The 25,242-nt window shown below is 70.0% G+C and carries 28 protein-coding genes; 15 read left to right on the forward strand and 13 right to left on the reverse strand.

The window, feature by feature from the left end; all coding sequences use genetic code 11:
- Nucleotides 1-59 precede the first annotated feature (59 nt).
- From ACX93N_RS00985 to ACX93N_RS01000, 4 genes are all read left to right on the forward strand, one after another.
- Nucleotides 60-419, forward strand: a complete 360-nt coding sequence (locus ACX93N_RS00985) for a YkvA family protein (RefSeq protein ID WP_459426511.1) — start codon at nucleotides 60-62, stop codon at nucleotides 417-419.
- Nucleotides 420-572: 153 nt separating this feature from the next.
- Nucleotides 573-950, forward strand: coding sequence for a VOC family protein (locus ACX93N_RS00990; RefSeq protein ID WP_459426512.1), 378 nt, complete (start codon nucleotides 573-575; stop codon nucleotides 948-950).
- Nucleotides 947-1,714: an amidohydrolase family protein gene (locus ACX93N_RS00995; protein WP_459426513.1), complete on the forward strand. Its 768-nt coding sequence runs from the start codon at nucleotides 947-949 to the stop codon at nucleotides 1,712-1,714. Before ACX93N_RS00990 ends, ACX93N_RS00995 begins: the two co-directional genes overlap by 4 nt.
- On the forward strand, nucleotides 1,707-2,465 hold the full coding sequence (locus tag ACX93N_RS01000; RefSeq protein WP_459426514.1) for a ZIP family metal transporter: 759 nt from the start codon (nucleotides 1,707-1,709) through the stop codon (nucleotides 2,463-2,465). The genes ACX93N_RS00995 and ACX93N_RS01000 overlap by 8 nt, the downstream gene beginning before the upstream one ends.
- 90 nt (nucleotides 2,466-2,555) lie before the next feature.
- Here the strand turns inward: ACX93N_RS01000 and ACX93N_RS01005 are convergent, their stop codons facing one another.
- Nucleotides 2,556-3,218, reverse strand: a complete 663-nt coding sequence (locus ACX93N_RS01005; RefSeq protein WP_459426515.1) for a DsbA family protein — start codon at nucleotides 3,216-3,218, stop codon at nucleotides 2,556-2,558.
- 131 nt (nucleotides 3,219-3,349) lie between these two features.
- Between ACX93N_RS01005 and ACX93N_RS01010 the strand changes: the two genes are divergently transcribed.
- Nucleotides 3,350-4,345 (forward strand): Acg family FMN-binding oxidoreductase, encoded by a 996-nt coding sequence (locus ACX93N_RS01010; protein WP_459426516.1) that lies wholly within the window; start codon nucleotides 3,350-3,352, stop codon nucleotides 4,343-4,345.
- On the opposite strand, the gene ACX93N_RS01015 is transcribed toward ACX93N_RS01010, so the two are convergent.
- A complete protein-coding gene (locus ACX93N_RS01015; RefSeq protein WP_459426517.1) occupies nucleotides 4,342-5,145 on the reverse strand; it encodes a M90 family metallopeptidase in 804 nt (267 codons plus the stop codon). The two genes, ACX93N_RS01010 and ACX93N_RS01015, sit on opposite strands and share 4 nt — an antisense overlap.
- Nucleotides 5,146-5,288: 143 nt before the next feature.
- Here ACX93N_RS01015 and ACX93N_RS01020 point away from each other — a divergent pair, with 143 nt between their 5' ends.
- Genes ACX93N_RS01020 through ACX93N_RS01045 form a run of 6 tightly spaced genes read left to right on the forward strand, consistent with a single transcriptional unit; the run spans nucleotide 5,289 to nucleotide 8,364 of the window.
- On the forward strand, nucleotides 5,289-6,431 hold the full coding sequence (locus ACX93N_RS01020; protein WP_459426518.1) for a PQQ-dependent sugar dehydrogenase: 1,143 nt from the start codon (nucleotides 5,289-5,291) through the stop codon (nucleotides 6,429-6,431).
- 7 nt (nucleotides 6,432-6,438) lie between these two features.
- On the forward strand, nucleotides 6,439-6,696 hold the full coding sequence (locus ACX93N_RS01025) for a hypothetical protein (protein WP_459426519.1): 258 nt from the start codon (nucleotides 6,439-6,441) through the stop codon (nucleotides 6,694-6,696).
- Complete coding sequence (locus ACX93N_RS01030; RefSeq protein ID WP_459426520.1) at nucleotides 6,693-6,953, forward strand: DUF167 domain-containing protein; 261 nt, start codon at nucleotides 6,693-6,695, stop codon at nucleotides 6,951-6,953. Before ACX93N_RS01025 ends, ACX93N_RS01030 begins: the two co-directional genes overlap by 4 nt.
- A 36-nt stretch (nucleotides 6,954-6,989) precedes the next feature.
- Entirely contained in the window at nucleotides 6,990-7,403 is a 414-nt protein-coding gene (locus ACX93N_RS01035; RefSeq protein WP_459426521.1) for a RidA family protein, read from the forward strand.
- A 21-nt stretch (nucleotides 7,404-7,424) separates the two neighbouring features.
- Nucleotides 7,425-7,889: a GFA family protein gene (locus tag ACX93N_RS01040; protein WP_459426522.1), complete on the forward strand. Its 465-nt coding sequence runs from the start codon at nucleotides 7,425-7,427 to the stop codon at nucleotides 7,887-7,889.
- 4 nt (nucleotides 7,890-7,893) lie between these two features.
- Nucleotides 7,894-8,364, forward strand: coding sequence for a hypothetical protein (locus ACX93N_RS01045; RefSeq protein WP_459426523.1), 471 nt, complete (start codon nucleotides 7,894-7,896; stop codon nucleotides 8,362-8,364).
- Here the strand turns inward: ACX93N_RS01045 and ACX93N_RS01050 are convergent.
- Nucleotides 8,272-9,594: a DUF418 domain-containing protein gene (locus ACX93N_RS01050; protein ID WP_459426524.1), complete on the reverse strand. Its 1,323-nt coding sequence runs from the start codon at nucleotides 9,592-9,594 to the stop codon at nucleotides 8,272-8,274. The genes ACX93N_RS01045 and ACX93N_RS01050 overlap by 93 nt on opposite strands.
- Before the next feature lie 107 nt (nucleotides 9,595-9,701).
- On the opposite strand from ACX93N_RS01050, the gene ACX93N_RS01055 reads away from it, so the two are divergent.
- Nucleotides 9,702-10,295, forward strand: a complete 594-nt coding sequence (locus ACX93N_RS01055; protein WP_459426525.1) for an alpha-ketoglutarate-dependent dioxygenase AlkB family protein — start codon at nucleotides 9,702-9,704, stop codon at nucleotides 10,293-10,295.
- Here ACX93N_RS01055 and ACX93N_RS01060 read toward each other — a convergent pair.
- On the reverse strand, nucleotides 10,292-11,830 hold the full coding sequence (locus ACX93N_RS01060; RefSeq protein ID WP_459426526.1) for a CYTH and CHAD domain-containing protein: 1,539 nt from the start codon (nucleotides 11,828-11,830) through the stop codon (nucleotides 10,292-10,294). The two genes, ACX93N_RS01055 and ACX93N_RS01060, sit on opposite strands and share 4 nt — an antisense overlap.
- A 138-nt stretch (nucleotides 11,831-11,968) precedes the next feature.
- On the opposite strand from ACX93N_RS01060, the gene ACX93N_RS01065 reads away from it, so the two are divergent.
- Both ACX93N_RS01065 and ACX93N_RS01070 read left to right on the forward strand, forming a co-directional pair.
- Nucleotides 11,969-13,162: a cation:proton antiporter gene (locus ACX93N_RS01065; RefSeq protein ID WP_459426527.1), complete on the forward strand. Its 1,194-nt coding sequence runs from the start codon at nucleotides 11,969-11,971 to the stop codon at nucleotides 13,160-13,162.
- Nucleotides 13,163-13,227: 65 nt separating this feature from the next.
- Nucleotides 13,228-13,785 (forward strand): lipocalin family protein, encoded by a 558-nt coding sequence (locus ACX93N_RS01070; RefSeq protein ID WP_459426528.1) that lies wholly within the window; start codon nucleotides 13,228-13,230, stop codon nucleotides 13,783-13,785.
- 62 nt (nucleotides 13,786-13,847) lie between these two features.
- Here ACX93N_RS01070 and ACX93N_RS01075 read toward each other — a convergent pair whose 3' ends face one another.
- The 6 genes from ACX93N_RS01075 to ACX93N_RS01100 form a co-directional block, all read right to left on the reverse strand.
- The gene (locus tag ACX93N_RS01075; RefSeq protein WP_459426529.1) at nucleotides 13,848-14,198 is read right to left on the reverse strand and encodes a hypothetical protein; all 351 of its coding nucleotides are present in this window, start codon (nucleotides 14,196-14,198) and stop codon (nucleotides 13,848-13,850) included.
- Between the two features lie 214 nt (nucleotides 14,199-14,412).
- On the reverse strand, nucleotides 14,413-14,745 hold the full coding sequence (locus ACX93N_RS01080; protein ID WP_459426530.1) for a DUF3240 family protein: 333 nt from the start codon (nucleotides 14,743-14,745) through the stop codon (nucleotides 14,413-14,415).
- Nucleotides 14,738-17,809 carry an efflux RND transporter permease subunit gene (locus tag ACX93N_RS01085; RefSeq protein ID WP_459426531.1) on the reverse strand — a complete coding sequence of 1,024 codons (3,072 nt, stop codon included), beginning with the start codon at nucleotides 17,807-17,809 and terminating at the stop codon, nucleotides 14,738-14,740. Before ACX93N_RS01085 ends, ACX93N_RS01080 begins: the two co-directional genes overlap by 8 nt.
- On the reverse strand, nucleotides 17,806-18,816 hold the full coding sequence (locus ACX93N_RS01090) for an efflux RND transporter periplasmic adaptor subunit (protein ID WP_459426532.1): 1,011 nt from the start codon (nucleotides 18,814-18,816) through the stop codon (nucleotides 17,806-17,808). Before ACX93N_RS01090 ends, ACX93N_RS01085 begins: the two co-directional genes overlap by 4 nt.
- Complete coding sequence (locus ACX93N_RS01095) at nucleotides 18,816-19,997, reverse strand: TolC family protein (protein WP_459426533.1); 1,182 nt, start codon at nucleotides 19,995-19,997, stop codon at nucleotides 18,816-18,818. Before ACX93N_RS01095 ends, ACX93N_RS01090 begins: the two co-directional genes overlap by 1 nt.
- A 144-nt stretch (nucleotides 19,998-20,141) precedes the next feature.
- Nucleotides 20,142-21,560, reverse strand: a complete 1,419-nt coding sequence (locus tag ACX93N_RS01100) for a Y-family DNA polymerase (protein ID WP_459426534.1) — start codon at nucleotides 21,558-21,560, stop codon at nucleotides 20,142-20,144.
- Nucleotides 21,561-21,775: 215 nt separating this feature from the next.
- Here ACX93N_RS01100 and ACX93N_RS01105 point away from each other — a divergent pair, with 215 nt between their 5' ends.
- Nucleotides 21,776-23,611: a DUF885 domain-containing protein gene (locus tag ACX93N_RS01105; RefSeq protein ID WP_459426535.1), complete on the forward strand. Its 1,836-nt coding sequence runs from the start codon at nucleotides 21,776-21,778 to the stop codon at nucleotides 23,609-23,611.
- A 79-nt stretch (nucleotides 23,612-23,690) separates the two neighbouring features.
- Here ACX93N_RS01105 and ACX93N_RS01110 read toward each other — a convergent pair whose 3' ends face one another.
- The 3 genes from ACX93N_RS01110 to imuA form a co-directional block, all read right to left on the reverse strand.
- Nucleotides 23,691-23,897, reverse strand: a complete 207-nt coding sequence (locus ACX93N_RS01110) for a DUF2788 domain-containing protein (protein WP_459426536.1) — start codon at nucleotides 23,895-23,897, stop codon at nucleotides 23,691-23,693.
- Between the two features lie 27 nt (nucleotides 23,898-23,924).
- On the reverse strand, nucleotides 23,925-24,359 hold the full coding sequence (locus ACX93N_RS01115; protein WP_459426537.1) for an OsmC family protein: 435 nt from the start codon (nucleotides 24,357-24,359) through the stop codon (nucleotides 23,925-23,927).
- A 77-nt stretch (nucleotides 24,360-24,436) separates the two neighbouring features.
- Complete coding sequence (gene imuA / locus ACX93N_RS01120; protein ID WP_459426538.1) at nucleotides 24,437-25,168, reverse strand: translesion DNA synthesis-associated protein ImuA; 732 nt, start codon at nucleotides 25,166-25,168, stop codon at nucleotides 24,437-24,439.
- Nucleotides 25,169-25,242 lie beyond the last annotated feature (74 nt).

A 25,242-nucleotide genomic window follows, 5' to 3' on the forward strand; every position in this document is an offset into this window, starting at 1 on the left:
TCAATTTTTAATGAACGGCTTTTGACGGACAGCTTTGCTGGCCACAGGGAGTGAACAGGATGGCGGTAACCGACCGGGCTCTCGTTGAAACCGGCTTCTGGGCGAAGCTTGGAAACCATGCCACGGCCGCGGGGCGCGAGGTCGTCGAGAAAGCGCTGTGGCTCTACTATGCCGCACGCGCGCCGCAGACGCCCGCCTGGGCCCGCTCCGTCATTTATGGTGCGCTCGCCTACCTGGTGCTTCCGGCAGACGCCATCCCGGACGCCCTGCCGGCGATCGGCTTCAGCGATGACCTGGCGACCCTGACCGCCGCGGTGGCTACGGTGGCGCTGTTCATTGACGACGCGGTCAAGGAGAAGGCGGCGGCCAGGCTGGCCGGGTGGTTTGGCCCTTATCGGAGCACCGATGAGGCCCACTGAGGCCTGCTGCGGCGCGCACCGGCGCCCTGCCACGCATGCCTGGGGTTGGGCCTGCCCGCCGCCATTCGTCGGCCGCGGGAGCGTTCATCGTGGCCTACACTTCGGTCATTGATGGCGGTTTACAGGGCTGTGGAAGCCGGGTGGGGGAGCGCGATGACGCAGACAGAACAGATCGATTATCTCGAGTTCGCGTCCGCGGACCTCGAGGCGACCAAGGCGTTCTTCGCCGACGCCTTCGGCTGGACCTTCACGGATTACGGCCCCGATTATGTCGACAGCCCTTCGGGCGGGCCCATGGTGGGTTTCTACCGGGCCGAGGGGGCCACGCGGCAGGAAAACGGCGGGGCGGTCGTCGGCTTCTACAGCGATGACCTCGCCGGCAGCCAGGCGCGGGTCGAGGCGGCCGGGGGCACGATCCTGAAGCCGGTCTACGCCTTCCCCGGCGGGCGCCGCTTCCACTTTCTTGAACCCAGCGGGAACGAGTTCATTGTCTATGCCATCCTCGGCGACGAGGATGCCGTGCCGGCTTGAAATTGCTGCCACTGTTCGACAGTCACCTGCACATCATCGACCCGCGCTTTCCGGTGGTCGAAAACGCGGGCTACCTGCCCCCGTCCTTCACGGTTCCTGACTATCTCGCGCGCACGGCGGCCTGGCCGCTGGTCGGTGGGGCCGTGGTGTCCGGCTCCTTCCAGGCCTTCGACCAGTCCTACCTGGTCGCGGCGCTGCGCGAGCTGGGCGAAGGGTTCGTGGGCGTCACACAGCTGCCGGCGGCGGTGACCGACGACGAAGTACTGGCGCTGGCGGCGGCGGGAGTCCGGGGCGTGCGCTTCAATCTTCGACGCGGCGGCTCGGCGGCCGTGGCGGACCTCCAGTCCATGGCAGCGCGCTTCCATGAACTCGCCGGGTGGCACGTGGAGCTCTACGTCGATGCCGCGGAGCTCGGCCCCATGCGCCACACGCTGCTCGAGCTTCCCGCCGTGTGCATCGACCACCTCGGCCTCAGCCGGGCCGGGTTTCCCCTCCTCCTGGCACTCGTGGAGCGTGGCGTGCACGTAAAGGCCACGGGTTTCGGCCGCGTGGACTTCCCGGTCGAAGCTGCGCTGCGCGAGATCCATGCGGTAAACCCGGAGGCGCTCATGTTCGGCTCGGATCTTCCCTCGACCCGGGCGCCACGGCCCTTCGCGGCGTCGGACATCGACCGGGTGGGAGAAGCGCTGGGCGACGCGGGCGCCCGGGCGGTGCTGTGCGACAATGCGCGCGCGTTCTACCGGGTGCCGGGAAGCGATGCCTGAAAACACTGTGTCGACGCTGACCTGGATTGTCGCCAGTGGTCTGCTCATGAGCGCGCTCGCCCTCGTGGGGTCGCTCACGCTGGTGCTGAGCGAGCGAGCGCTCGAGCGGCTGCTGATGCCACTGGTGGCCTTTGCCGCAGGTTCGCTGATCGGCGGTGCCTTCCTGCACATGATTCCGGTGGGCCTGGCACAGTTCGCGGGCGGCGACAGCTTTTTCCTGTGGGTTCTGCTCGGCTTCTTCACGTTCTTTGTGCTCGAGCAGTTCCTGCACTGGCACCACTCCCACCGGGCGAGGGAGACCGGCCGGCAGCCGATGACCTACCTCATCCTGCTCGGCGATGGCCTGCACAACTTCATCGGCGGTCTTGCGATCGGCGGCACCTTTCTCATCGATATCCGGCTCGGCATCATGGCCTGGCTCGCGGCCGCGGCCCACGAGGTACCACAGGAGCTGGGGGATTTCGCGGTCCTCGTACAGGGCGGCTGGTCGAAGCGGTCCGCGCTGCTGTTCAACGTGCTGTCGGCGCTCACGTTCCTGCTCGGCGGCCTCGTTGCCTACTTCGCCGCGGCGCGCATCGATGTGGCTTTCCTGGTCCCCTTCGCCGCGGGCAACTTTATCTACATCGGCGCCTCCGACCTGGTGCCGGAGGTCAAGCGGCACCAGGAACGCGGCGCAAGCGGCGTTCATCTCATGGCCTTCGCCGCGGGCCTGGCGCTCATGTGGCTGATCCGGGTCGCGTTCGAAGGCTGAGGAGGGGCATCGGTCGCGAGCCGGCAGCCAGCTGCTGCTGGCCCTGTGGCTCCCGCTGCGCGGCCTGCCGGCCGAAACAACTGCCGACAGCTAGCGCTCCGACAGCCCCGCCTGCCGCAGGCGCCAGAGGAGCACGTCGAGCCGGTCCTGGCCGAAGAAGGGCTCGCCGCGGAAGGTGCAGGTCGGCACGCCCCAATGCCCGGCGGCTTCATGGGCAGCCTGGTTTTCCTCGATCACGGCTTCCAGCCGGTCCGCGTCCGCCTCGATCTGCCGGTCCAGGGCCGCGAGGTCGAAGCCGGCGCGGGCCGCGGCCACGGCCAGGTGGTCGCCCTCGTGCCAGTTCTTCGTGCCGCCCCAGATCACGCGCGCGATCTCGTCGGCAAAGGCGATGCCGTCGCCCTGTTCCGCGGCGAGGGCGCCGAGGCGGGTCAGGCGGTGGATGTAGGGCTGCTCTTCCCCGGTCTGGCGCACGCCGTTGTCATCCACGTACTGGTTGACCGGGTCAGGCTCGGGCCAGCTGATTGGCAGGGCAAGGTATCCGGCGCAGCGCATGAGGTCCGTGAGGAAGTAGCCGAGCCACTGGGGGGGCTGGTTGTGGAAAAACTCCGGCGTGCGGATCGCCAGCGGGTAGACCGGCCGGAAGTTCACCGTCAACGCGTAGCGGGTCTGCCAGTCGCGCAGGCGCGGCGTCGCCAGGTAGGACCAGGGGCTGCGGAAGGACCAGAAGACGTCGATTTCCAGGGGAGCGGCCATGATGCTCTCTTGTCGTTGTCGTACTATCGGGCACGATAGCATGGTTCCGTTGAGCTGCAGCAGGCCTCACCCCGGGGCAGGAGTCCTGCTACCTTGAGGGTATGGCAACCGGACGACAGGGAGGCCGCGCCATGGTGCAACGACGGGAGACTCGACTGAACGCGGAACATCGGGGGTTGCTGGAGGCGGCGGTGCAGGCGCCCTCCAGCCACAACACCCAGCCCTGGCTGTTCCGGCTCGAGGATGACGTTGTACATCTGCTCGCAGACCGCACGCGGGCACTGCCGGTGAATGACCCCGATGACCGGGAGCTCACCATCAGCTGTGGCTGCGCGCTCCTGAACCTTCGCGTGGCCGCCGCTGCCGCTGGACTGCGGGCCGATTGCCGCCTGCTGCCGGACGCTGATGACGAGGACCTGCTCGCGACGGTGCACCTTGCCGTCGCCACCGGCCCCGGGAGCGATGCGCCGCTGGCTGAGGAGATCGGTCGCCGTCGTACGCTGCGCAAGCGCTTCGACGACCGGGCGGTGCCCCCGGCCGTGCTTCGGGACCTGCTGCGCACGGCGGAGGACGAGGGTGCCTGGGCGGTTGTCGTCGACGACGAGGCGCAGCGACAGGCCGTCGCGGCGCTGGTATCCGAGGGCGATGCGATGCAGTGGGCCAGCCCGCACTGGCGCCGCGAGCTGGCGCAGTGGATGCACCCGCGACGCCGCGGCGACGGGCTGGCGCTCGCCGGCATCGTGGCCCCCCTGGCGCAGGTGGTCGTGCGCACGGTGGACATGGGCACCGGCGTCGGCGCGAAGGATCACGCGCTGGCAGAGAACTCGCCGCTGCTCCTTGCCATCGGGACCGCGGGTGACAGCAGCGAAGCCTGGCTCCGCGCCGGCCAGGCGCTGGAGCGGCTGCTGCTGGTGGCCTGCGGCCACGGGCTCCAGGCGGGCTACCTCAACCAGCCGCTGCAGCTACCGGCGCTGCGGCACCGGCTGCAGCACTGCCTCGGGCACGACGGCTTTCCGCAGGTGCTCCTGCGCCTGGGCTACTGTGACGACCCCGGCGAGGCCTCGCCCCGGCGGCCGGTGGAAGCGGTGCTCGTCGCTGCCGGTGACGAAAGGCTCGAGCCTCGCTAGCCGGGGGCACGGGCGCGGTGCGCAGCGGCTGCGGGGTCCTGGCGGTAGAAGCTCGACAGCTGCCGGTAGACGGCGGGAAAGGCGGCCTCGAGCCGCGCCGGTGCTTCGAAGAATTCCTCCGACAACACGGCGAAGAACTCGCCCGGTGACTCGGCCGCGTAGGGGTCGACCGCCGTTTCCGCCCCGGCGTCTACCGCCTCGCAGAGGGCCGCATAGGCCGCACTGAACGCCTCGGTCCAGGCCGCGGGATCCATGCCGCGGTGCAGCGGCGGCATGCCGTTGGGGCCCCCGCTCAGCATGTCCAGCTTGTGCGCGAACTCGTGGATGATGATCGCGCCGTCGAGGTCGCCGTCGGGTCCATCCCCGGCGATGTCGCCCCAGGAGAGGATGACCGGCCCCTGCTCCCAGGACTCGCCGGCCAGCTCCTGCCGGCGCTCGTGGAGCACGCCGGCCTCGTCGAACTCCTGGCGGTCGACCAGGAAGGTGTCGGGGTAGACGATGACGGTCTGCCAGCCCCGGTAGGCCTCGAGGCCGAGCTCGAGCACGGGCAGGCAGGCCTGCGCCGCGATGGCGGTGCTCATGGGCGCGTCCACGGTGAGGCCGCCGGCGCCGGCGATCGTTTTCCCGGCGAGGAACTGGCCGGCGAGCATGCGCAGCCGTGCGCGCTGGTCCCTGTCCAGGTAGTCGAGAGCCGGCAGGCGGCGGCAGGCGGCGCGCCAGGCACCGTAGCGGAGGCGGGTCTGCCGGAGGCGCCGCGCGCGGCGTGCGCGACGGCAGCGGTAGTTAAAGCGAGCGAACATGCCGGGTGCTGCTGCCAGGATCGGGATGACAGGCGAACGATAGCAGGTTCCTTCGCCGCCGTGCCCCGGCTGGCGGCACAGATGGCGTTCCGCTAGAGTCAGGGGCATCAGCAACCCGCCACCTGATCACGAGGAGCTTTACCATGGTCACGTTCCGCTGCCTCCTGTGCGCCTTTGCGTTGCTGCCGGTGCTCGCCTGCGCCGATGCCGGCGCGACCTTCGAGCGCGAGGTGATTGCCGATTTCGACGAGCCCTGGGCGCTCGCCTTCCTTCCGGACGGCCGCATGCTCGTGACAGAGAAGAAGGGCAGCCTGTTCGTCGTTTCCCGGGACGGCGCCAGGGCCGGTCCGGTGACGGGGCTGCCGGATGTGGCCTACGGCGGCCAGGGCGGCCTGGGGGATATTGCGCTGCATCCGGACTTCGCGGAGAACGGCCTGGTCTACCTGAGCTATGTCGAGAGCGGCACCGGCGACACGCGCGGCGCCGCGGTCGTCCGCGGTGTGCTGGCTACGGAAGGCCGGCGCCCGGCGCTGCGCGATGTCGAGGTGGTCTGGCGCCAGTATCCGAAGGTCTTTGGCTACGGCCACTACGGCCACCGGCTGCTCTTCGATGACGAGGGCTACCTGTGGATCAGCTCCGGCGACCGGCAGAAGTTCACGCCGGCGCAGGACATGCAGGCCAACCTCGGCAAGATGCTCCGTCTGCACGACGACGGTTCCGTGCCCGCCGACAATCCGTTCGTGGATTACCGGAGCGAGGAGCCGCTGGTCGATGACGTCGCCGTTTACGGCGAGATCTGGTCCCTGGGGCACCGCAACCCGCTGGGTGTCGCCCTCGATGCCGAGGGCCGGCTCTGGGAGATCGAGATGGGCCCGGCCGGGGGCGACGAGCTCAACCTCGTGAAGCGCGGCGCCAACTACGGCTACCCGGTGGTCTCCAACGGGGACCATTACGACGGGCGCCCCATGCCCGACCACGATACCCGTCCGGGGTTCGAAGCGCCGAAGGCCTGGTGGACGCCGGTCATTTCCCCCGGTGACCTCATGATCTACCGCGGCGACCTCTTTCCGGGCTGGCGCGGCGATGCGCTGGCCGCCGGCCTGTCGTCCCAGGCGATCGTCCGTATCCGTCTCGGCGAAGACAGCGCGGAAGAGGTGGCACGCTACCCGATGGGTGCGCGTATCCGCAGCGTCGTCGAGGGGCCGGAGGGCGAGCTCTGGGTGCTCGAGGACGAGCGCGGCAGCAGCCAGGGGCGCCTGCTCCGGTTGACGCCCGCCGAGCGGTGACCGCCGCGTGGCCGAGTTCCGCGACCACCTCGCCGGCAGCAGCGGCGCCGCTCTCTGGACCGGCCTCGCGCTCGGTCTTCTGCTGGCGCTGCTGCTCGCCTGGGGTGGCGGGCTCGCGGGCGACATCGACCTGACGCTGGACCTGGGTCCGCTGCAGGGCCTGTGGTTGCTGCTGGTACTGCCTGCCCTCCTGGTTGCCCTCAGCGTCATCGTATCGCCCCTGTCCTGGCTTCTGCGTTCGCTGTGGCAGCGGCTGCGCCGGTGAGGCTCACCCTCAAGGTCGTGCCGGGCAGCTCCCGCGACCAGGTTGTGGGGCGCCTGGGTGATGCGATCAAGGTCCGGGTGAGCGCGCCGCCGGAGAAGGGGAGGGCGAACCGGGCCGTGGCGTCCCTGCTCGCCGCGTTCTTCGACCTGGAGCCGGCCGCGGTGCGGATCGTCGCCGGCGGCGCCGCTTCCCGAAAAATCGTCGAACTCGAGGGCGCCGACCCGGCGGCGGTGTCTGCCCGGATCGATTCGCTGTAGTTCCAACCCGCCCCCCGCCAAGGAGACTCACCCACAATGGATGCGCTGCAAGTAAGCACCGAGCCCGACCCGCTGGCCCCCTACCGGATATCCCAGGCCTTCCGCGTCGGCGACCTGCTGATCACCTCGGGCCAGGCGGCGATCGACAGGGGTGGCAACCTGGTCGGCGTTGGCGACTTCGCCGCGCAGGCGGAGCAGGTCTTCGCGAACCTGGCGGAGGTACTGGAAGCCGGTGGCTCCAGCCTCGCGCAGGTCGTCAAGGTCACCATCTACCTGACGGACATGGGGCGCTTTCCCGACGTCGTCGCCCTTCGTGAGCGCTATTTCACGCCACCATACCCGGCGGACACGATCGTCGAGGTAAAGGCGCTGGCGCTCCCGGAGCTGGAGATCGAGATCGAGGCGACGGCGCTGGCGCACGGCACGACGCGGGCTGCCGGCCAGCCGTGAGCCGCCCCGGGCCCTGCGCTGATGGACACTGAGCGCCGTTTTCACTGCGGCTGCGGGGTGTCGGGCCTCGAGCTGGGTGCGGCACCCCTGCTGCGCTTCTACTGTCATTGCTCCCTCTGCCGGCAGTTCAACGGAGCCCCCCGCGCGGATGTGGTCGTGTACCGCCGCCGGGAGGTGTCCGTGCTGCCCGGCAGTGACCTGACCTTCGAGCGGCTTCGACCGCCGCCGGCGGTCGACCGCGGGCGCTGCGCGCGCTGTCGCGAGCCGGTGGTCGAGTTTTTCGACCTGCCGCTCGCACCGCGGCTCGCCTTCGTGCCGGCGGCACTGCTGGAGCGGTCGATGGTGTTGCCGAGTCCCGCCTTGCACCTGTTCTGCGCCGCCGACGAGGCCGTTGAGGACGGGTTGCCGCGCTACGATGGCTACCTGCGCAGCCAGCTCGCCTTCCTGCGCCGGCTGTTGCCCGCCGTGCTGCGCACGCCGCGCTGACGCCGTGCCCGGTTTCGTGTTGTCGTCGACCCTGGCGCTGCCGGCCGCGGAAGCGTCGTCGAGGCTGCTCCGCCCTCCGGCGGTGAACGCCGAACTGGGGCCGTGGCTGCGCATGACGATGCCGGGAGCCTGGGCCGGGCGGCCCCTGCCCGCCTGGCCGGTAGGCCGGCCGCTGTTCCGGAGTGTCATCCTGTTTCTCGGTGTGCTGCCGCTTGACCTCCACCACTTTCGCCTGGAAGCCACGGGGGAGGCGGGCTTCTACGAACGCTCAAGCTCCCTGATCATGCGCAACTGGCGGCACAAGCGGCTGCTGCGAGCGGTCCCGGGCGGGACGCTCGTGGAGGATCGGGTGGTCTTCGCCTGCCGTCTGCCCCTGCTCGGTTCACTGATCGCGCCGGTCTACCGGGCGGTTTTCCGGCATCGCCACCGCCGTCTGCGGCGCTGGTACGCGCAGGTAGGTGAGCCGGCGCCATAGGTATTCAAGCGGCCCGAAGCGGTGGCGCGCCAGCCACCAGGGGCTCAGCCACAGCTGCAGGGTCCACAGGGCCAGGACCACGAGGTACAGCTGCGCCCGCCCGAGGTGCCCGACGAGGCCGAGCCCGGCACCGGTGAACAGGAACAGGGCGACAAGGGAATGCAGCAGGTAGTTGCTGAGCGCCATGCGGCCAACGGCGGCGAGGCGCCTTGCTGGGGCGTTGAGCCAGCCACGCTGGAGGAGCCAGGCGACCAGGCCCAGGTAGCCGAGGGTCATGCCGAGGCGCCCCGCGTGATAGCTCCACTGCAGCTGGGCGAAGGTGTCCATCAGGGCCAGGCCCCCGCCGACGGCGCGTGCCACCTCCCAGCCGTTGACCGCGAGGCCGAGAGCGAAACCGCCCAGCATCAGCCGGCGCAGCGTCTGCCGCGAGGCTTCGCCGCGGAGTATGCCGAGACGGTAGAGCGCCATGCCGAGCAGCATCATCATCAGCGCATCCCAGAGCAGGAACACGGGGTTCACGAAAAAGAGGATGCTGTTCACCTGCGGCAGGTTCCAGGCGAAGGCGCTGGCGTAGGAGCCGCGACGCTGGCTCAGCTCCTCCTGCACCGCCTCGGCCCCGACCAGGTAGGGGGCGCTGAACTCCCGCCAGCCGGCGGCAGCGCTCTCGAACTCCGGGGGTAATGTGGCCGGGTCGCCGCCGGCAGCCAGCGCCTCGTGCGCATCGCGGGCGAACTGCAGCATCAGGTGGAGCACGCTGTAGAGCACCGTACTCAGCAGTGCCACCAGTAAGGCGAGCACGAGCAGCGTGCGCGTCCGGGCGTTGCGCAGCGGGTAGAGGAGGGCACCGCAGATCGCGTAGCAGACGAGAATGTCGCCGAACCAGAGGAGCAGGTAGGCATCGACAAGGCCGAAGACCAGCAGCCAGCCCATGCGCCGGTAGTGGACCGCCGCGCCTTTGGCGCCGTCGCCGGTGGTGAAGAGCAGCAGGCCGGCGCCGAAGAGCAGGGAGAAGAGGCCGCGCATGCAGCCCTCGCCGAGGAGTTCGACGGCGGCCCAGGCGACGAGGTCCGGTGACAGTGCGGCGGAAACGTCGAAACCGGGGTGGGAATAGGCCGGCGACGGCAGGCCGAAGCCGATGATATTCATGAGCAGGATACCGAGGACCGCGAAGCCTCGCAGCGTGTCGAGGAGGAGGATGCGGTCACCGGGCGGGGTCGGTATGGCGGTCATGGACGATTCCCTGGCAGCAGACTCGCGGGAGCTGCCCGTCCCTGGGCCGGAGCCGTCCCCCGCTTCATAATTGTCGCATGGATCTTTTTCCGGAAACCTCATCAGAGGTGATCAGTGCCCCCGGGGCCACGCTGGTGCTGCATCGCGCCGTGGCGCTGGGCCTCGCCAGCGACGCCCTTCTCGAGGAACTGCTGCGGGACACCCCGTGGCGGAGCGGCGACGTGGTGCTCTTCGGCAAGCGCTACCGCCAGCCCCGGCTGTTCGCCTGGTACGGGGATCCCGGTGCCAGCTACCGCTATTCGGGAACGACGCTCGAGCCGCTGCCCTGGACGCCGCGCCTCGATGACCTGCGCCGGCGCATGGAGCGGCTCGCCGGCGCGCCCTTCAACAGCGTGCTGCTCAACTACTACCGGGACCAGCAGGATGCCATGGGCCTGCACGCGGACGACGAGCCGGAGCTGGGCGAGCGCCCGGTGATCGCTTCCCTGAGCCTGGGCGAGCCGCGACCCTTTCGTCTGAAGCATCGCCACGACAGGGAAGTGAGGCCGCTGAAACTGCCGCTGCCTGCGGGCAGTGTCCTGGTGATGGCGGGGGACACGCAGGCGAACTGGAAGCACGAGATCCCGCGGCAGGCGCGGTCCTGCGGCCCGCGGGTGAACCTCACCTTTCGCTACATCTACCCGGCCGATTCAGCGCGCTAGCGGTGCCAGCGCTCGTGCAGCTTGTCCCAGGCGCGGCGTGCCTTCGCCTGCTCCTTGCGTCGCGCCGCCTTCTTCAACACCGGCAGCCGGGACTGTCGCCGGGCGAGCGCGCGGGCAAGTGCCGGGTCGTCCAGGCTGAGCCGCAGGCCGGCAAGGTTGTCCGCATCGTTCAGTACGCCGAGCGCATCCTGCAGGCGGCCCAGGGCCTTGAGGAGGCCGCTTGGTGGCGGCGCCTCCGGGTCGAGGGCGGTGATCTCGAGCATGTAGCGCAGAACCTTCAGGTCCTTGCGTAGGCGGTGGCGGGCGGCCGCGTCGAGCTTGCCGAACCCCCTGCCGTGGCGACGTACCTTCGACCACTGCGCATCCAGCGCGGGCGCGAGAGCACCCGCCACCGGCTGCCGCAGGCGCTTCCGGCGTTTCTTTCCGCGCGGCAGCCACGCGCCCTCGTCCACGAGGCGAAGCAGCGTGATCGCGAAGCCCGTGGCCCCGGCCTGCCGCAGCGCCTCGCGAACCTCTTCGCGCACGGCGTGCTGCCGGGCGACGAGGGCGGCATCGAGCTCGTCGTCGCGCCCTGCCTCGAGCAGCAGTGCCGTGAGAACGTCCGCGTCGCGCAGCGGTGCCAGCAGGCGGCCGAGATCCCTCGCGCGGCGCGCCAGGCCATCACAGCAGCCGTCGCGCAGCAGACCGTCCGACGCCGCGAGCAGGGCGCGCAGCCGGCGCAAGGCCACGCGGAGCTGGTGCGGCCCCTCGGGATCGTCGCGGGTGAACACGGTGTAAAGGTTCTCGGCGATGCTACGCGCGAGCAGCGCGAGCATCGCCTCCACGGCGGCCTCGGCGTTGCGCTGCGGGCCGAGCGTCGAGGGATTGCTGCGGTCGGGTGCGGCTCGCAGCGGCTCGCCGCCGGCCACGAGGGTGAAGCCGCGGGCGGCCTTGCTCGGCTGCACGAGGCGGGCGGCCTCCCTGCCGAGGAGGGTCTGTGCCCAGGCCCAGGCCGGCTCGGCACCGCCGTCGATGCATTCGATCTCCACCTCGCAGAACGGGTCCACTACGTCGCCGGCGGTGACCGAGCCGCGGTCGAAGGCGAGCTCGACGCGGCCTTCGGCTGCTTCCAGCAGCCGCGTGGTGCGCTGGATGTCGGAGCGGCACACGGGCTGTAGCGCTGCGCCGGCGAGCGCACCCTCCAGGGCCCGGCGCACGGCGGCGTGCGAGATACGAGCCAGCGACGGGGTCGGGCTGTCGGCCGGGTCCGTCACCTCGGTGACCCGCTGCAGCCCGGGCAGGGCCAGCCGCGCCGCCTTGACGGTCTGCTCCCAGTGGCCGCCACTGCGCCGCATGCGCAGGAAGAGGCCCGCCTGCATGAGCCGCAGGTCGCCGGCATCATAGTAGATCGACAACAGCTTGCGTGTGCTGGCCCGGCCGATGGTGGCGGGGCGCAGGGCCCGGTGCCGGCGCAGCCTCGCCAGGGTGGCGGCATCGACGCCGGCCTTGAACTCGATCTCTTCGTGCTTGTCGCCCATGGCGTAACGATCCGTCATGGCCGCGGGAAAATCCAGTGCCCGGCAGTGGCAGTGGCCGAGCGCGCGTGCTGACGGCAGCTGCGCTCGATGACGGTATACTCACGGGATGCACCGGCCGGGAGCCGCCATGACGGGACGGCAGCGCAGTAACGACTGATGGAAGGCCTGGCGACCTCCTACCAGCTTCTGCTCACGCTCGGCGGGGTCTTCCTGCTCGGGCTCGTGACCTCGACCATCGGACGGCGGACGTTCCTGCCGCGGGTGACGCTGCTCCTCCTCTTCGGGGTACTCATCGGCGATGCGGGGCTCGGCCTGATTCCCGCCGAGATCCGCGCGCTCTTCCCGGTGGTCGCGGACATGGCCCTGGTCATGGTCGGTTTCCTCCTCGGCGGCCAGCTCACCCCGGCACGGCTGCGCAGCGCGAGCGCCGAGGTGCTGTCCGTTTCCCTCGTGGCGGCGCTGTTGACGGCGGCGGTGGTCGCCGGCGGGCTCTGGGCCCTCGGTCTGCCGCTGCCCGTTGCCCTGGTGCTCGGTTGTATCGCCTCGGCCACGGACGCCGCGGCGGTCTTCGATGTGGTGCAGGAAACGGGCGGTGACAGCCGCTTCGGCCGCGCGCTCCTGGCCATCGTCGCCCTGGACGATGTCTGGGCCCTGGTCCTGTTCTCTGCCGGCATGGCCGTGGCGACGGCGGCGGTGGGCGCCGCCGGAGAAACCGGCTTCGTGCTCACGGCGCTGAGCGAGGTCTTCGGTGCCCTGTTCCTCGGTGGTGCCCTCGGCGTGCCCGCGGCCTACCTGACCGGCCGGGTGCGGCCCGGTCAGCCCGTCCTCTCCGAGGCGATTGGCCTGGTGTTCCTGTGCGGGGGCCTCGCACTCTGGCTGGAGGTGTCCTTCCTGATCGCCGCCATGACCCTCGGCGCGGTGATCGCCAACCTCGCCCGGCACCACGAGTATCCCTTCCACGCAATCGAGGACATCGAGGACCCGTTCCTGCTGCTCTTCTTCGTGCTCGCGGGGGCGAGCCTCGATGTCGCCGCGCTGGCGCAGATCGGCGTCATCGGCGTCTGCTACCTGGGCCTGCGCTCCCTGGGCAAGGTCGCGGGCGCCGGGCTCGGTGGGATGGCGGCCGGCCTCGATGGCCGCTCGGGCCGGCAGCTCGGTTACGCCCTGCTGCCACAGGCGGGCGTCGCCATCGGCATGGCGCTGGTTGCGGCGAACCATCTGCCGGCGCACCGCAGCCTGCTCCTGACCCTGGTGATCAGTTCCACCGTCGTCTTCGAGGTCATCGGGCCGGTCTTTTCCCGGCGCGCGGTACTGCGCGGGCAGCGGCAGGAAGCCGCCACCCGCCGTTGAGCAGGATCAACGGGCGGCGTCCCCGGGCCGCTATACTGGCCGGACCATCCCGGCGGGAGGAAACCATGCCGCGTCGACTGTTTACCGTCCTTTGCTTCCCCTTTCTCTTCGCCTCTCTCTTCGCCCTCCTGGCCGGCTGTACGGGCATGCCGGACGGCGTGGAGCCCGTCGAAGGTTTCGAGGTGGATCGCTACCTCGGCCGCTGGTACGAGATCGCCCGGCTGGACCACAGCTTCGAGCGCGGGCTCGACGGCGTGAATGCCAACTACAGTCTCAATGACGATGGCTCGGTGCGGGTGCTCAACCGCGGCTATGACGTGGATGCGGGCGAGTGGGATGAGGCCGAGGGCATCGCCCGCTTCGTCCAGGGGCCGGCCACGGGGCACCTCAAGGTGTCCTTCTTCGGCCCCTTCTACGGCTCCTACGTGGTCTTTGAGCTGGACAAGGCCGCCTACCAGTATGCGTTCGTGTCCGGCTTCAACCGCTCCTACCTCTGGCTGCTGGCGCGCACGCCCACGGTAGACGATGCGCTCAAGGAGCGTTTCGTGGCCCGGGCAGAGGCTCTGGGTTTCGCAACGGATGAGCTGGTCTGGGTCGACCAGTCGAGGAACAGGGCGCCCTGAGGAAAGCGGAGCGTGCCGCCCGGCACTCCTTGCCTTGCTTGGGGGCCGGGCGGCGTGGGCCGTCAGATGGCGCCGTCAGAACGCTCGATCAGCTGCCACTGTCCGCGCTCGTGGTTGCGCTCGATGTAACGGTACTTCACCGTGGCGCCGTGGGGCGCATCGCTGATGTCATCGGTACCCGGCGCCTTGAACTGCACCCGGCGGCTGCGATTGCTGCGACTCATGTCGCAGGGCGCGGCATCGCCGGCCTCGGCGCTGCGGAACTTCACGTAGACATCGCGACCGAGCTGGGCAGCCTTGCGCTTGTCGACGTTGCCTTCGAGGATGCAATCCTGGGTGATCTCGGCCAGGGCGCTGCCGGCGACAAGGGGCAGGGCCAGGGCGCCGAGCATGCTCAGTGTTTTCGTTTTCATGGTCAGACTCCTTCGCCTCACGGCGAGTTTCACGTCCCTGTAACATTAATGTAACGATGCCATGCTAGGCACTGGCTAAAACCCTACCCCGCGGCCGGGCAAAAGGCAAATTTGTAACCGTTTTGTCATAAAACATTCATAAAGCGTGCTTTAACGGGCCAGGCACCCGTTCCTGCGCAGCGCGGCAGGTGCCTGCGGGGAACCTGGCGCGGCGTCAGGGCTCCTCGGCACCCTCCGCGGGGGCCGCCAGGTGCCCTTCATCGATGACCGGAAGCAGCCAGTAGCGCAGCCGCTCGCGGCCGCAGGCCGCCGACAGGCGCTCCAGGAGGGGCGGCAGGTCCGGAGCTTCCACCAGGACCTCGAAGCGGTCGAAGTCCCGGTATCCGGCCACCTGCTCCGGGATGCTGAAATGACTGTGCTCGCGGCTGAAGCCGAGGGCCGGCAGCAGGGTGAACCCGGCGAGGCCTTTCCGGCCCATGAGCACGTCGACGAAATCGTCGCGCCGCTCCCGGGGCACCATGAAGACGAGGAGGCGGGAATCAGTCATGGCGCTTGCCCTCCGCGAGCTGGTAGAAGACCGGTAGCAGGTACAGGGTGGTCAGTGTGGACGTGAGCAGCCCGCCGATGACCACGATTGCCAGCGGCCGCTGGATCTCCGCTCCCGGGCCACTGGCAAAGACCAGGGGCAGCAGGCCGAACATGGCGGTGGTGGCGGTCATGAGGATCGGCCGCAGCCGCTGGCCGGCGCCGCGCAGGATGCGTTCCTCGAGACCGAGGGCCGCGCTGCGCAGCTGTTCGAAATAGCTCAGCATCACCACGCCGTTCAGCACCGCCACACCGAGCAGGGCGATGAGCCCCACGGAGGCGGGAACGGACAGGTATTCGCCACTCGCGAACAGCGCCATGATGCCGCCCATGAGGGCAAAGGGAATGTTGCCGAGAATCAGGCCGGCCCGCACGAGAGAGCGGAACGTGGTGAACAGGATGATCAGGATCAGCGCCAGGGCCACGGGAATCACCAGCAGCAGGTTGCGCATGGCGCGCTGCTGGTTCTCGAACTCGCCGCCGAAGGCGACGCTGTAGCCCGGCGGCAGCGGGGCACGCTCACGCAGTTGAACACGGAGCTCCTCGACAAAGCCGACGATATCCCGGCCCGCGACGTTCAGGGTGATGGAGCCGAAGCGCCGGCCCTGCTCGCGCTCGATGAGCAGTGGCCCCTCCTCGTAACTGATCGTGGCGATGGCGGACAGCGGCGCGACGCTGCCATCGGGCAGGACCACGGGCTGCTGCGCCAGGGCCGACGGGCTTGCGGGGCGGTCCGTGGCGCCGGCCGGTGCGGCGAAGAGCACCGGGGTGCGCCTGCGGCCCTCGATGATCTCGGAGATGCCGAGGCCCTCCAGCCGGGCCCGGAGCCGGTCGGCCAGCGCCTCGGTGTCGAGGCCGTGCCGGGCCGCGACCTCGCCGCGCACGCGCACGGCGAGGAACTTGCCGCCCTCGGTCACCGCGGCTTTGACGTCCACGGCGCCCTCGATCCCACGGGCGACCGCGGCGCTGCGCTCCACGAGGTCGGCAAGCGTGGCGAGGTCGTCGCCGAAGATCTTGATGGCCACGTCGCCGCTGGTACCTGTCAGCATCTCGGACACGCGCATCTGGATCGGCTGCGTGAAGGTCGTGTTGATGCCGGGGAAGCGTTCGAGCACCGCGCGGATGCTGTCCTCGATGGCCGCCTTGTCCGGTGCGTCCCACTCCCCGCGGGGGGCGAGCTCCATGAAGATGTCCGTCTCGTTGAGGCCCATGGGGTCGAGGCCGAGCTCGTCGGAGCCGGTGCGCGCTACGACCTGGCGGATTTCCGGCACCCCGGCGAGGAGCGCGGTCTCGATCTGCTCGTCGAGGTGCACGGAGGCTGCCAGGGTGATCGTGGGTGACTTTTCCAGCTGCACGATGATGTCGCCCTCGTCCATGACCGGCATGAAGGTCTTGCCGACCACCGCGGCGAGCACGACGCTGAGAGCCAGGAGCACGGCGAGCACGGTCGCGAGCGGCGCGGGCCGCGCGAGCACCCGGCGCAGGGTGGTCGTGTACAGGGCCTGCAGCCGCTGCATGAAGCGCGGCACCCGCGCCGACTCCGCTGTCAGCAGCAGCGAGGCGAGGATGGGTACGAGGGTGAGGGCGATGATCAGCGCTGCCAGCATGGCGTAGACGATGGTCAGTGCCACGGGGGTGAACAGCTTGCCCTCCAGGCCGGTCAGCGTCAGCAGCGGCGAGAAGACGATGAGTACGATGACTGTCCCGGACACCACGGGCGTGGCGACCTCCCGGGTGGCCCGGTAGATCACGTGCAGCCGCGGCAGCGGTGCGGCGTCCGCGAGCCGGGTCACGGCGTTTTCCACCACCACGACGGAGGAGTCCACGATCATGCCGATGGCGATCACCAGGCCGCCGAGGCTCATGAGGTTGGCGGACAGGCCCGTCAGGTCCATGAGCAGGAAGGTCACCAGCGCCGCCAGCGGCAGCGACAGGGACACGACCAGCGCCGCGCGCAGGTTGCCCAGGAACAGCGCGAGCAGGCCGATGACCAGGAGCACTGCCTGTACCAGTGCGCTGGTGATCGTGCCGATGGCCGTGTCGATCAGCCGCGCGCGGTCGTAGAACACGTTCAGCTCGGTGCCCGGGGGCATGCTGCGCTCGAGTTCGGTGAGCTTCGCCTTCACCCCCTCGACCACGGCGCCGGTATTGGCATCCTTGAGGGCGATGACCAGGGCCTCGGCGGTTTCCTCGCCGTCCCGGGTTACCGCGCCGTAGCGGGCGAGGTGGCCGATCTCGACGCGGGCCAGGTCCTCAAGGCGGTAGAAGTCGCCGGAGGGCGCGGGGACCGGCACGGCGGCGAGGTCTTCGGCACCGAGCAGGCGCCCTTCGGTGCGCACCACCAGCACATCGTTGCCCTGGCTGATCCGCCCGGCACCGACGTTGCGGTTGTTGTTCTCGATGGCGCGGCGCAGGTCTTCGAGGCCGAGACCGAGCTGCGCCAGCCGGTTGCTGTCCGGGGTGACCTGGTAGCTGCGCGCGTAGCCGCCGAGGATGTTGACGTCCGCGACCCCGGGGACCGTGCGCAGGACCGGGCGGATCTCCCAGTCGAGGAGCTGGCGCTTCTCCATGAGGTCCAGGTCCGGATTTTCCAGGGTGAACATGAACATCTCCGACAGCGGGGTGCTCATGGGCGCGACGCCGCCCTCCACGGTGGCGGGGAGCCGGTCGCGGACGTTGGCGAGGCGCTCGTTGACCTGCTGCCGGGCCCAGTAGATGTCGGTGCCCTCGACGAAGTCGAGGGTGATGGCGGTGATCGCGTACTTCGTTGTGGATCGGAGCATGGCCTGGCGCGGGATGCCGAGGAGCTCGGTCTCGATCGGGTAGGTCACCCGGCGTTCGATCTCCTCCGCGGTCATGCCCGGTGCCTTCAGGATCACCTTGACCTGGGTCGGGGCGATGTCCGGGAAGGCATCGATGGGCAGCTGCAGCCAGGCGCGCAGGCCGAGGCCGGTCACTGCCAGGGCCAGCACCGCCACGAACAGGCGCTGGGTGAGGGAGAAGCGGACAATCGCGGGCAGCATCATTCACTCCCCAGACCGAGGAGGATGCCCTGCGCGGCGCTCACCGAGGCGACGAGCACCTCGCTGTCCGCCAGTGCCGGGTCCCGGGCGACGGCATAGCCCCCGGCCGTGTCGCCGAGCACGGTGACCGGCCGGGCGCGCAACTGCTCGCCGTCGCGCACGAACACATGGGCCTCGCGCTGCCACTGGAAGAGCGCTGCCCGCGGAATGACCAGCGCAGCGGTGGCGTAGCGCGGGTTGATGCTGAGTACCGTGCCCGGGGTCCAGCGGCAGTCGCCCCTGAGGGCCTCGCTCCAGGCCGCCACGAAGAAGCCGTCGGCGGCCCGGTCGATGCTGGCGATGGCAAGCCTGCAGTCGCCGACGGCGAGGTCGCGGAGGTTCTCCGCGCGGTCGACGGGCACTTCGACCTGGACGTGGAGGGCATCGTCGGGAATGACCGAGAACAGCACTTCCCGCTCGCCGCGCGCCGGCTCGCGCGAATCGAAGTGAAGCATCCCGCTGATGGGGGCGCCGACGAGAAGCGAGTCCTCGTCCTCGTCGGGCAGCAACAGCTCACCGAAATGACGCATGTGTTCGTACTCGAGGCTGAGTTCGAGGAAGCTGTCCTGGATCGCCGCCCAGCGCTCCGCCGGCAGCGCGCCATCCTCGTAGAGGGGACGGTTGCGCGCATAGCGCGCCTCGGCGAGGGCGTGCCGTTCGGTGACGGCCTCGAACTCGAGTTGCCAATGATGGATCTCCGGCCCCTCGAGGCGCACCACCGGCTCGCCGGCGGCGACCCGCTGGCCCGGCACGGCGACGAAGGTCGCCCGGTGCGCGGTCCGGGGCAGCAGCACCCGGTAGTCCTCGCCGCCGCGGGCGCGTACGACCCCGCGGAGCGGAGCGCCCGGGACCCGGTCAATGACCTCCACCGGCGCATAGCGCAGGTCGAGGTCGCCGAGGGCGGCCAGGGGCACGTCCTGCGCGCGGGCGACGCCGGCGACACAGAGGAGCAGGAACAGGGTGATGCGCATCAGGGGGTCCTCCCGGCGGCCTGGCGCAGGCGCGCCGCGTTGCGCCCGATCAGGGCTTCGGTCCGCGCCAGGGCGGCGCGGGTGTCCAGTACATCCAGCAGGCGCTGCAGGCGCAGCTCTGCCTCGATCTCGTTGCTGGCTTCCAGGGCGGTGACCTGGGCCTCGATCCGGTCAGCGAGCACTGCGGCCTCGCCGAGCAGCTCCCGGCGGCGGGCCAGGTGCTGCGCCTCTGCCTGGAGCGTGTCCCACTGCCGGCGAAGGGACAGCCAGAGCTGGTCCCGGGCGATGAGGTAATCCCGCCGGGCCGCGCTCTGCTGGCTGCGATTGCTGCTGCTCTGGGTGCCGAGGAAGTTCAGCGGCATCTCCACGGCCACGCCGTACTGGTCCTCCGTGAGCTGCGGCCCCTCGAACTCGCGGGCAATGAGCGACAGGTTCCAGCTCGCCGTGGCCGGGGCGGACAGCGCGAGCTGCGTGGTCTCCTGCGCCCGGGCAGCCTCGAGGCGGCGCAGTGCCGGGTGGCTCTGCCAGTCCGGCACGGCGGGTGGCGGGCCGGTCTCGGCGAGGTCTGTCGGCAGGCTCGACAGGCCCGTGAGGGCCTCGAAGAGGCGCTCTTCCCGGGCCAGGGCCCGCTCGGCCTCGTCCACGGTGAGTTCCGCGTCGACCAGGGAGCGCGCGGTGATGAGCGCGGTGTAGCGGGGAATGGCGCCGCTGTCGGCGAGGCGGCCCAGGCGGTCGTTCAGCTCGGCGAGCAGTGACCGGCGCTCGCGCGCCGCGGCGAGGTCCAGGGCCGCCAGGCGGTGGGTCCAGGCCGCCTCGCGGACCTGGCCGGCGTAGAGCCAGCGCCGGTAGGCGGCGGCGGCCTCGGCGTAGTCGCTCGCCTGCGCTTCCAGTTCACCGTCGAGGCGCCGGCGCGCGGCCGACTTGATGGGCAGGTTCAGGCTCACTTCCGCCTCGTCGGTGCCGAGGGGCTCCTGGCTGTCGACATAGCTGGCAGAGAGCGTCGGGACCCCCGAGAGCCAGCTGCTGGCTTCCGGCAGGTCTGTTTCTCCCAGCGGGCCGGCGCGCTCCAGGGCGCCGGTGAGGGCGTCCCCGAGGGTGGCTGCGCCGGCCGTCGGGACGGCCGTGAGCAGGGCCAGCCAGAGGCAGAACCCTGGCGGCCGGTGGAGCCGGTATCGTGTCATGTATCCCTCCCTCTGCAGGCCGGGCCATACTAGGGGTTTCCTCCGCCGACGACATCCTGCACATGACCACGAAGGGCGCCTGCGGCAAATATCCTATGTTGCTAACCTGTTGTTTTTCAAAGATAAGGTGCCGCATGCCGGTATTCAGCTGAAGACGCCCTGCAGGTACCAGCGGTCGCGGCGCCGGTCCCGGAACACCCAGTAGCGGCCGCCGTCCCGGCCCTCGGCGACGAAGTAGTCGCGGCTCACGGGCGCTTCCCACCAGTTGTCCTCGATACGTTCCGGTCCGTGCAGCAGCACCAGGCGGCCGTGGCCGTGGAGGCTGCCGTCCCCGCCCGCGCGCAATGGCACGGGTTCCGGCATGAGCCAGAAGGGCCGCAAGGTGCCGCAGGCCGTTTCACTGCCGGCGGCGGGTTCGGCGCTGGTGGCCGTGGCACGTTCCGGAAGATGCTCGCTGCGGCAGGCGAGGTGGCGGATCGCCTGCTGCCCGAGGCGGTTGCGGAGCCGGTCGCGAAGGCTGGCCAGCGGCTCCGCCCCGGCTTCGGCGAAGAGGTCGCCCCCGCCGGGCGTGGCCGGTGCCAGCTCGTCGCAGCGGAGTACCAGGGTCTCCACGCCCCCGGCCAGCGGGTAGCGCTCCAGGCGCGTCTGGATGAGCCCGGCCCAGGTCGCCGCGTCGCCGGTTTCCGCGCTGGCGCGTACTGTGAGCGCCTGGCGCTGCCCGCGGGCACCGATAAAATGCCAGTGCAGGGTGCCGGTCTGCTGCTGCGTATTGCGCAGGAAGGCGACCAGGGCGTCCAGCAGCCGGCGGATCGCCGGCTGCAGTTCCTCGCTGCCGGTCACCTCGTAGCCGAAGCGGTGCCGGGCGCGGAAGCGCAGCGGCGGCTGGAAAGCGGGCTGGCGGTCGTGGGCGCGGCCGGTCACCTGCTGCAGCAGGGCTACCGCCTCGCGGCCGCAGCGCCGCCCCAGCGCCCGCTCCGGCAGGGCGAGGACATCGCCGAGGCGCGCAAGACCGGCTTCCTCCAGGGCCCCGAGCGCCGGGAGCAGGACCGCCAGGCGGGCGAGGGGCAGCGGCGCCAGCCGTTCCTCGAGGGGCTGCTCGAGGGCGCTGGCGGCCGGTTCGCCGGCGAAGCTCAGCAGCCAGGCGGCCTTCGGTGTCGGCGCGATGCCGCGGCAGTAGCTGAGGGCGCGCTGTGCCAGGCCCCGGTCGACGCGGCCCAGGAGCGCGGTGAGGCCCCCGAACAGGCGCAGGCAGCCGCCGATCTCGAGAAGCAGGCAGTCCTCGCGCCAGCGGTGCAGGACCGGGGTGATGCCGTAGGCCCAGCAACACAGCTCTTCCAGGCTGTCGGCTTCCCGGCCCCGATCCCGGGCCAGGAGCTGCAGCTCGTCGCCGGCGAGGGCCCGGGCGGTGGCGACACCCTGGCCCGGGGCCAGTCCCAGGGCGGCGGCGGTATCGTTGACCTGCAGCAGCCGCTGCCGCTCCACCAGGGCCAGCGGCCGCTCCTCGCTGCTGGCCTGGCATTCCAGCGCCAGCCGCGGAAAGCGCAGGCAGAGCCACAGGCTCAAGGCCGCCCCCCGCTGCGCGGCGGGCGAAGGTAAAACCCGGCCAGCTTACGATAGATACTGTACATGCATCCAGTATCTCCGCGCATCCCTCACCTGTCCAGCGCGCCATGCTCCCCGGGGGCGTTGGCAATCCGGTCGCCGCTGGGTCATCATGCGCGCCCTCGGCGGCGCCGTCCGCTCATCGCTTTTCACTCCCGGCCAGCAAGGAGCATCCCGTGTTTCGACCCTTTCGCCCGCCCCTGGCTTTTTTCCTCGCCGCCGGCCTCCTGGCCTGCGGCCAGGACGATGGCCCGGTGGCCTCCAGCGCCTCCACAGACAGTGGCGAGGCCGTCGTGTCCGACTTCCGCGCTTTCCTCGAGGAGGCCTATGCCGAGGACATGGCGCGCTATCCACTGACCGCGACCTACCGCGGCATCAAGACCAGGAATGACCAGTGGAACAGCGTCTCCGAGGCTTTCCAGGACGAGACCCGCGCGATCAACGAGCGCCGTCTCACCCGGCTGCAGACCTTCGACCGCGACGCCCTGCCGGCGGACGAGCAGCTGTCCTGGGACCTCTACAAGCTCAACCTCGAGCGTCTGCTGGCCCGGGATGCGTTCCGCCATCACGACTTTGTCATTACCCAGTTCTACGGTCCGCACACCCAGGTACCGAGCACGCTCATCAATATCCACCGGGTGAACAGCCTGGCCGATGCGGAGGATTACATCGGCCGCCTGCGTCGCGTCGGTGACTATTTCGACCAGGTGATCGCGCAGCTGGAGATCCGCACGGAAAAAGGGCTTGTCCTCGCGGACTGGCAGTATCCGCAGATCGTGCAGGCGGCGCGCAACGTGATCACCGGCGTGCCCTACGACGACGATGGCGAGGATTCCACGCTGTGGGCGGACTTCCAGGACAAGGTCGCAGGCCTCGCCCTCGACGAGGGAACCCGCGAGCGGCTCCTCGAGGAGGCGCGCACGGCGCTGGTCGAGGTCGTCGAGCCCGCCTACGAGCGGCTCATCGCCGCCGTGGAGACGCAGGCAGAACAGGCGGCCGAGGCCGATGGCATCTGGCGCTTTCCCCGGGCCGAGGACTACTACGCCACGCGCCTGAACTGGTACACCACCACGGAGCTCGGTGCCGACGATATCCACGAGATCGGCCTTGCCGAGGTCGCACGGATCCACGGCGAGATGCGCGCCATCATGGAGACCGTCGGCTTCGAGGGCAGCCTGCAGGACTTCTTCGCGTTCATGCGCACGGATGAACAGTTCTACTACCCGAACACGGACGCCGGCCGCGAGGCCTACCTCGCCGAGGCCCGGCGCAGCATCGACGCCATGCGCGAGCGCCTGCCCGAGTACTTCGGCCTGCTGCCGGAGGCGGAAATCGTGGTCAAGCGCGTCGAGGCCTTCCGCGAGCAGTCCGCCGGCAAGGCCTTCTACCAGGCGCCGCCGAAGGACGGCTCCCGCCCGGGTATCTACTACGCCAATCTCTACAACATGGCGGACATGCCCACCTATCAGCTGCAGGCCCTGGCCTTCCACGAGGGTATTCCCGGGCATCACATGCAGCGCGCCATCACCGTGGCCCTGGACGATATTCCCGAGTTCCAGAAGTACGCGAGCTTTACGGCCTACACGGAGGGCTGGGGCCTTTACACGGAGGAACTGGCGAAGGACATGGGCTTCTACGAGGACCCGTACTCCGACTTTGGCCGGCTGGCCATGGAGCTCTGGCGCGCCTGCCGGCTGGTGGTCGACACCGGCATCCACAGCAAGCGCTGGAGCCGCGAGGAGGCGATCGCCTATCTCCTCGAGAACACGCCGAACCCGGAGGGTGACGCGGTGAAGGCCATCGAGCGCTATATCGCCATGCCGGGCCAGGCCACGGCCTACATGATCGGCAAGCTGAAGATCATGGAACTGCGCGAGGAGGCGCGCCGCGCCCTGGGCGACGGCTTCGATATCCGCGCCTTCCACGACGAGGTACTGAAGGACGGCCCGGTGCCGCTGTCGATCCTCGAGCGTAAGATCGAGCGCCTCGTCGAGGAGACCCGGGCAGGCTGAGGCCGCCCCCGGGCGCGCGGCCGGGCGGCCGCGCGCCTTTTCCCGCCCGGGTTCCGCCTGGATCCCGCCTGGATCCCGCCTAGAGCCCGCCGTGCTCCAGCAGGTAGGTGATCGCGCCCTTGATCAGGAAACCCACGATGCCCATGGCGAGGGCGATGAACAGCACGAAGGTGCCGAGGCGGCCGGCATTGCTGCGCCGCGCCAGGTCCCAGACGATGAACACCATGAACAGCATCAGGCCGCCGACGCCGAGCGTTACGCCGTAGTCCGATAGCCATTGGTCCATGGGGTGGTCCGTCTTGGCTGTGTGCGTTTACTCGCTCACGACCTCGGTAGTGAGGGCGGTGCTGGCGGTCATGGAGTTGGTGATAAGGCAGGACTGCTCGGCCTTGTGGAGCAGGCGGTCGGCTTTCTCCGGGTCCGTGTCGGCGGGGATGCGCAGGGTGGCGCTGACCTGGACCTCGGTGAAGCGGGTGACGCGCTCGACGCGGTCGAGGGTGCCGGTGGCGCTGCACTCGATGCCGGTCCACTCGAGCTTCGAGGCGCGGGCGATGGCGCGGAAGCTGAGGATGAAACAGTCGGCGACGGCGGCCATGAGCAGGGACTCCGGGGACCAGCGGTCGCCCGGGCCGCCGAACTCGGCGGGGGCGGCGGTGACGATCTCCGGCAGGTCCGTGGCCTGGACCAGGACGTTGTCATTGTCGCCGGCGCTGGCGGATACGGTGTAGTGATGGGGTAACTCTTGCATGGGATGCCTCCCTGGCAGCCGGTGAATGCGGCGGATTTATACCCCATGGTGCCACGCCGTCGCTACCCGGTGCGACACTAGGCCACGGGGGCCGCGGCGGGGCTTGCCGCTGCCGGCGTGAAGGCCGGCAGTTCCCACAGCTGCGGCTGGCCGGGTACATCGTCGCTGGCCGGCAGGGAGACGTCGATGCCCTGGCGGCCGCCGCGCTGCTTGAGCAGGTGCACCTGGCGATAGGCCGGGAGCTGCAGCCGCAGGGGCGCCGGGGCGTGCGCCTGGGCCGCGGGCGTGGCCCGGAACAGGACCGCGAGGCTGTCGCCGGCGGTGGCCGCCAGCTGCAGCTTGCGCAGCTCCGCGTAGCGGTAGTCACCGGCGCCGAGCCAGCTGAAGACCGCGCTGCAGGTGGGGCTGCGCAGGGCCTGCTCGGTGCTCCAGAGCAGGTCCTCGCGGCTGCGCGGGTGTACCAGCAGTACCTGCTGTGTGTCGATACCGCGGGCGGCGAGCAGCGGCGCATAGGGCGTGCAGGGCGGGGCGATGAAGACCTGCCAGCGGCCGCGGCTGCTCAGCCGCTCCATGGCGGGGAGGAACAGGCCCATGGCGCCGAGGCCGTTGCTATCGCTGAGCAGTTCGACGGTGTTGCCCAGGGGCCAGCCGCCGTGAACCAGGGCACCGTCGAGGGCGGCATAGCCCGTGGCCAGCGTGTCCCGGCCGTGGTGGTCGCTGTTTGCCGGCGCGCCGCCGAAGAGCGGCTGGCCATCGCGGCCGAGCCAGGTGTCGCGGCGGCTGACGACTTCGCGCAATGCATCGTTCATGGTGTGCTCTCCCTGTACAAATACTGTATGCCTGTACAGTAGTCGCCGTTGCCGGGGAGCGCAAGCTGGCCGGG

The organism is Pseudohaliea sp. (assembly GCF_054552115.1).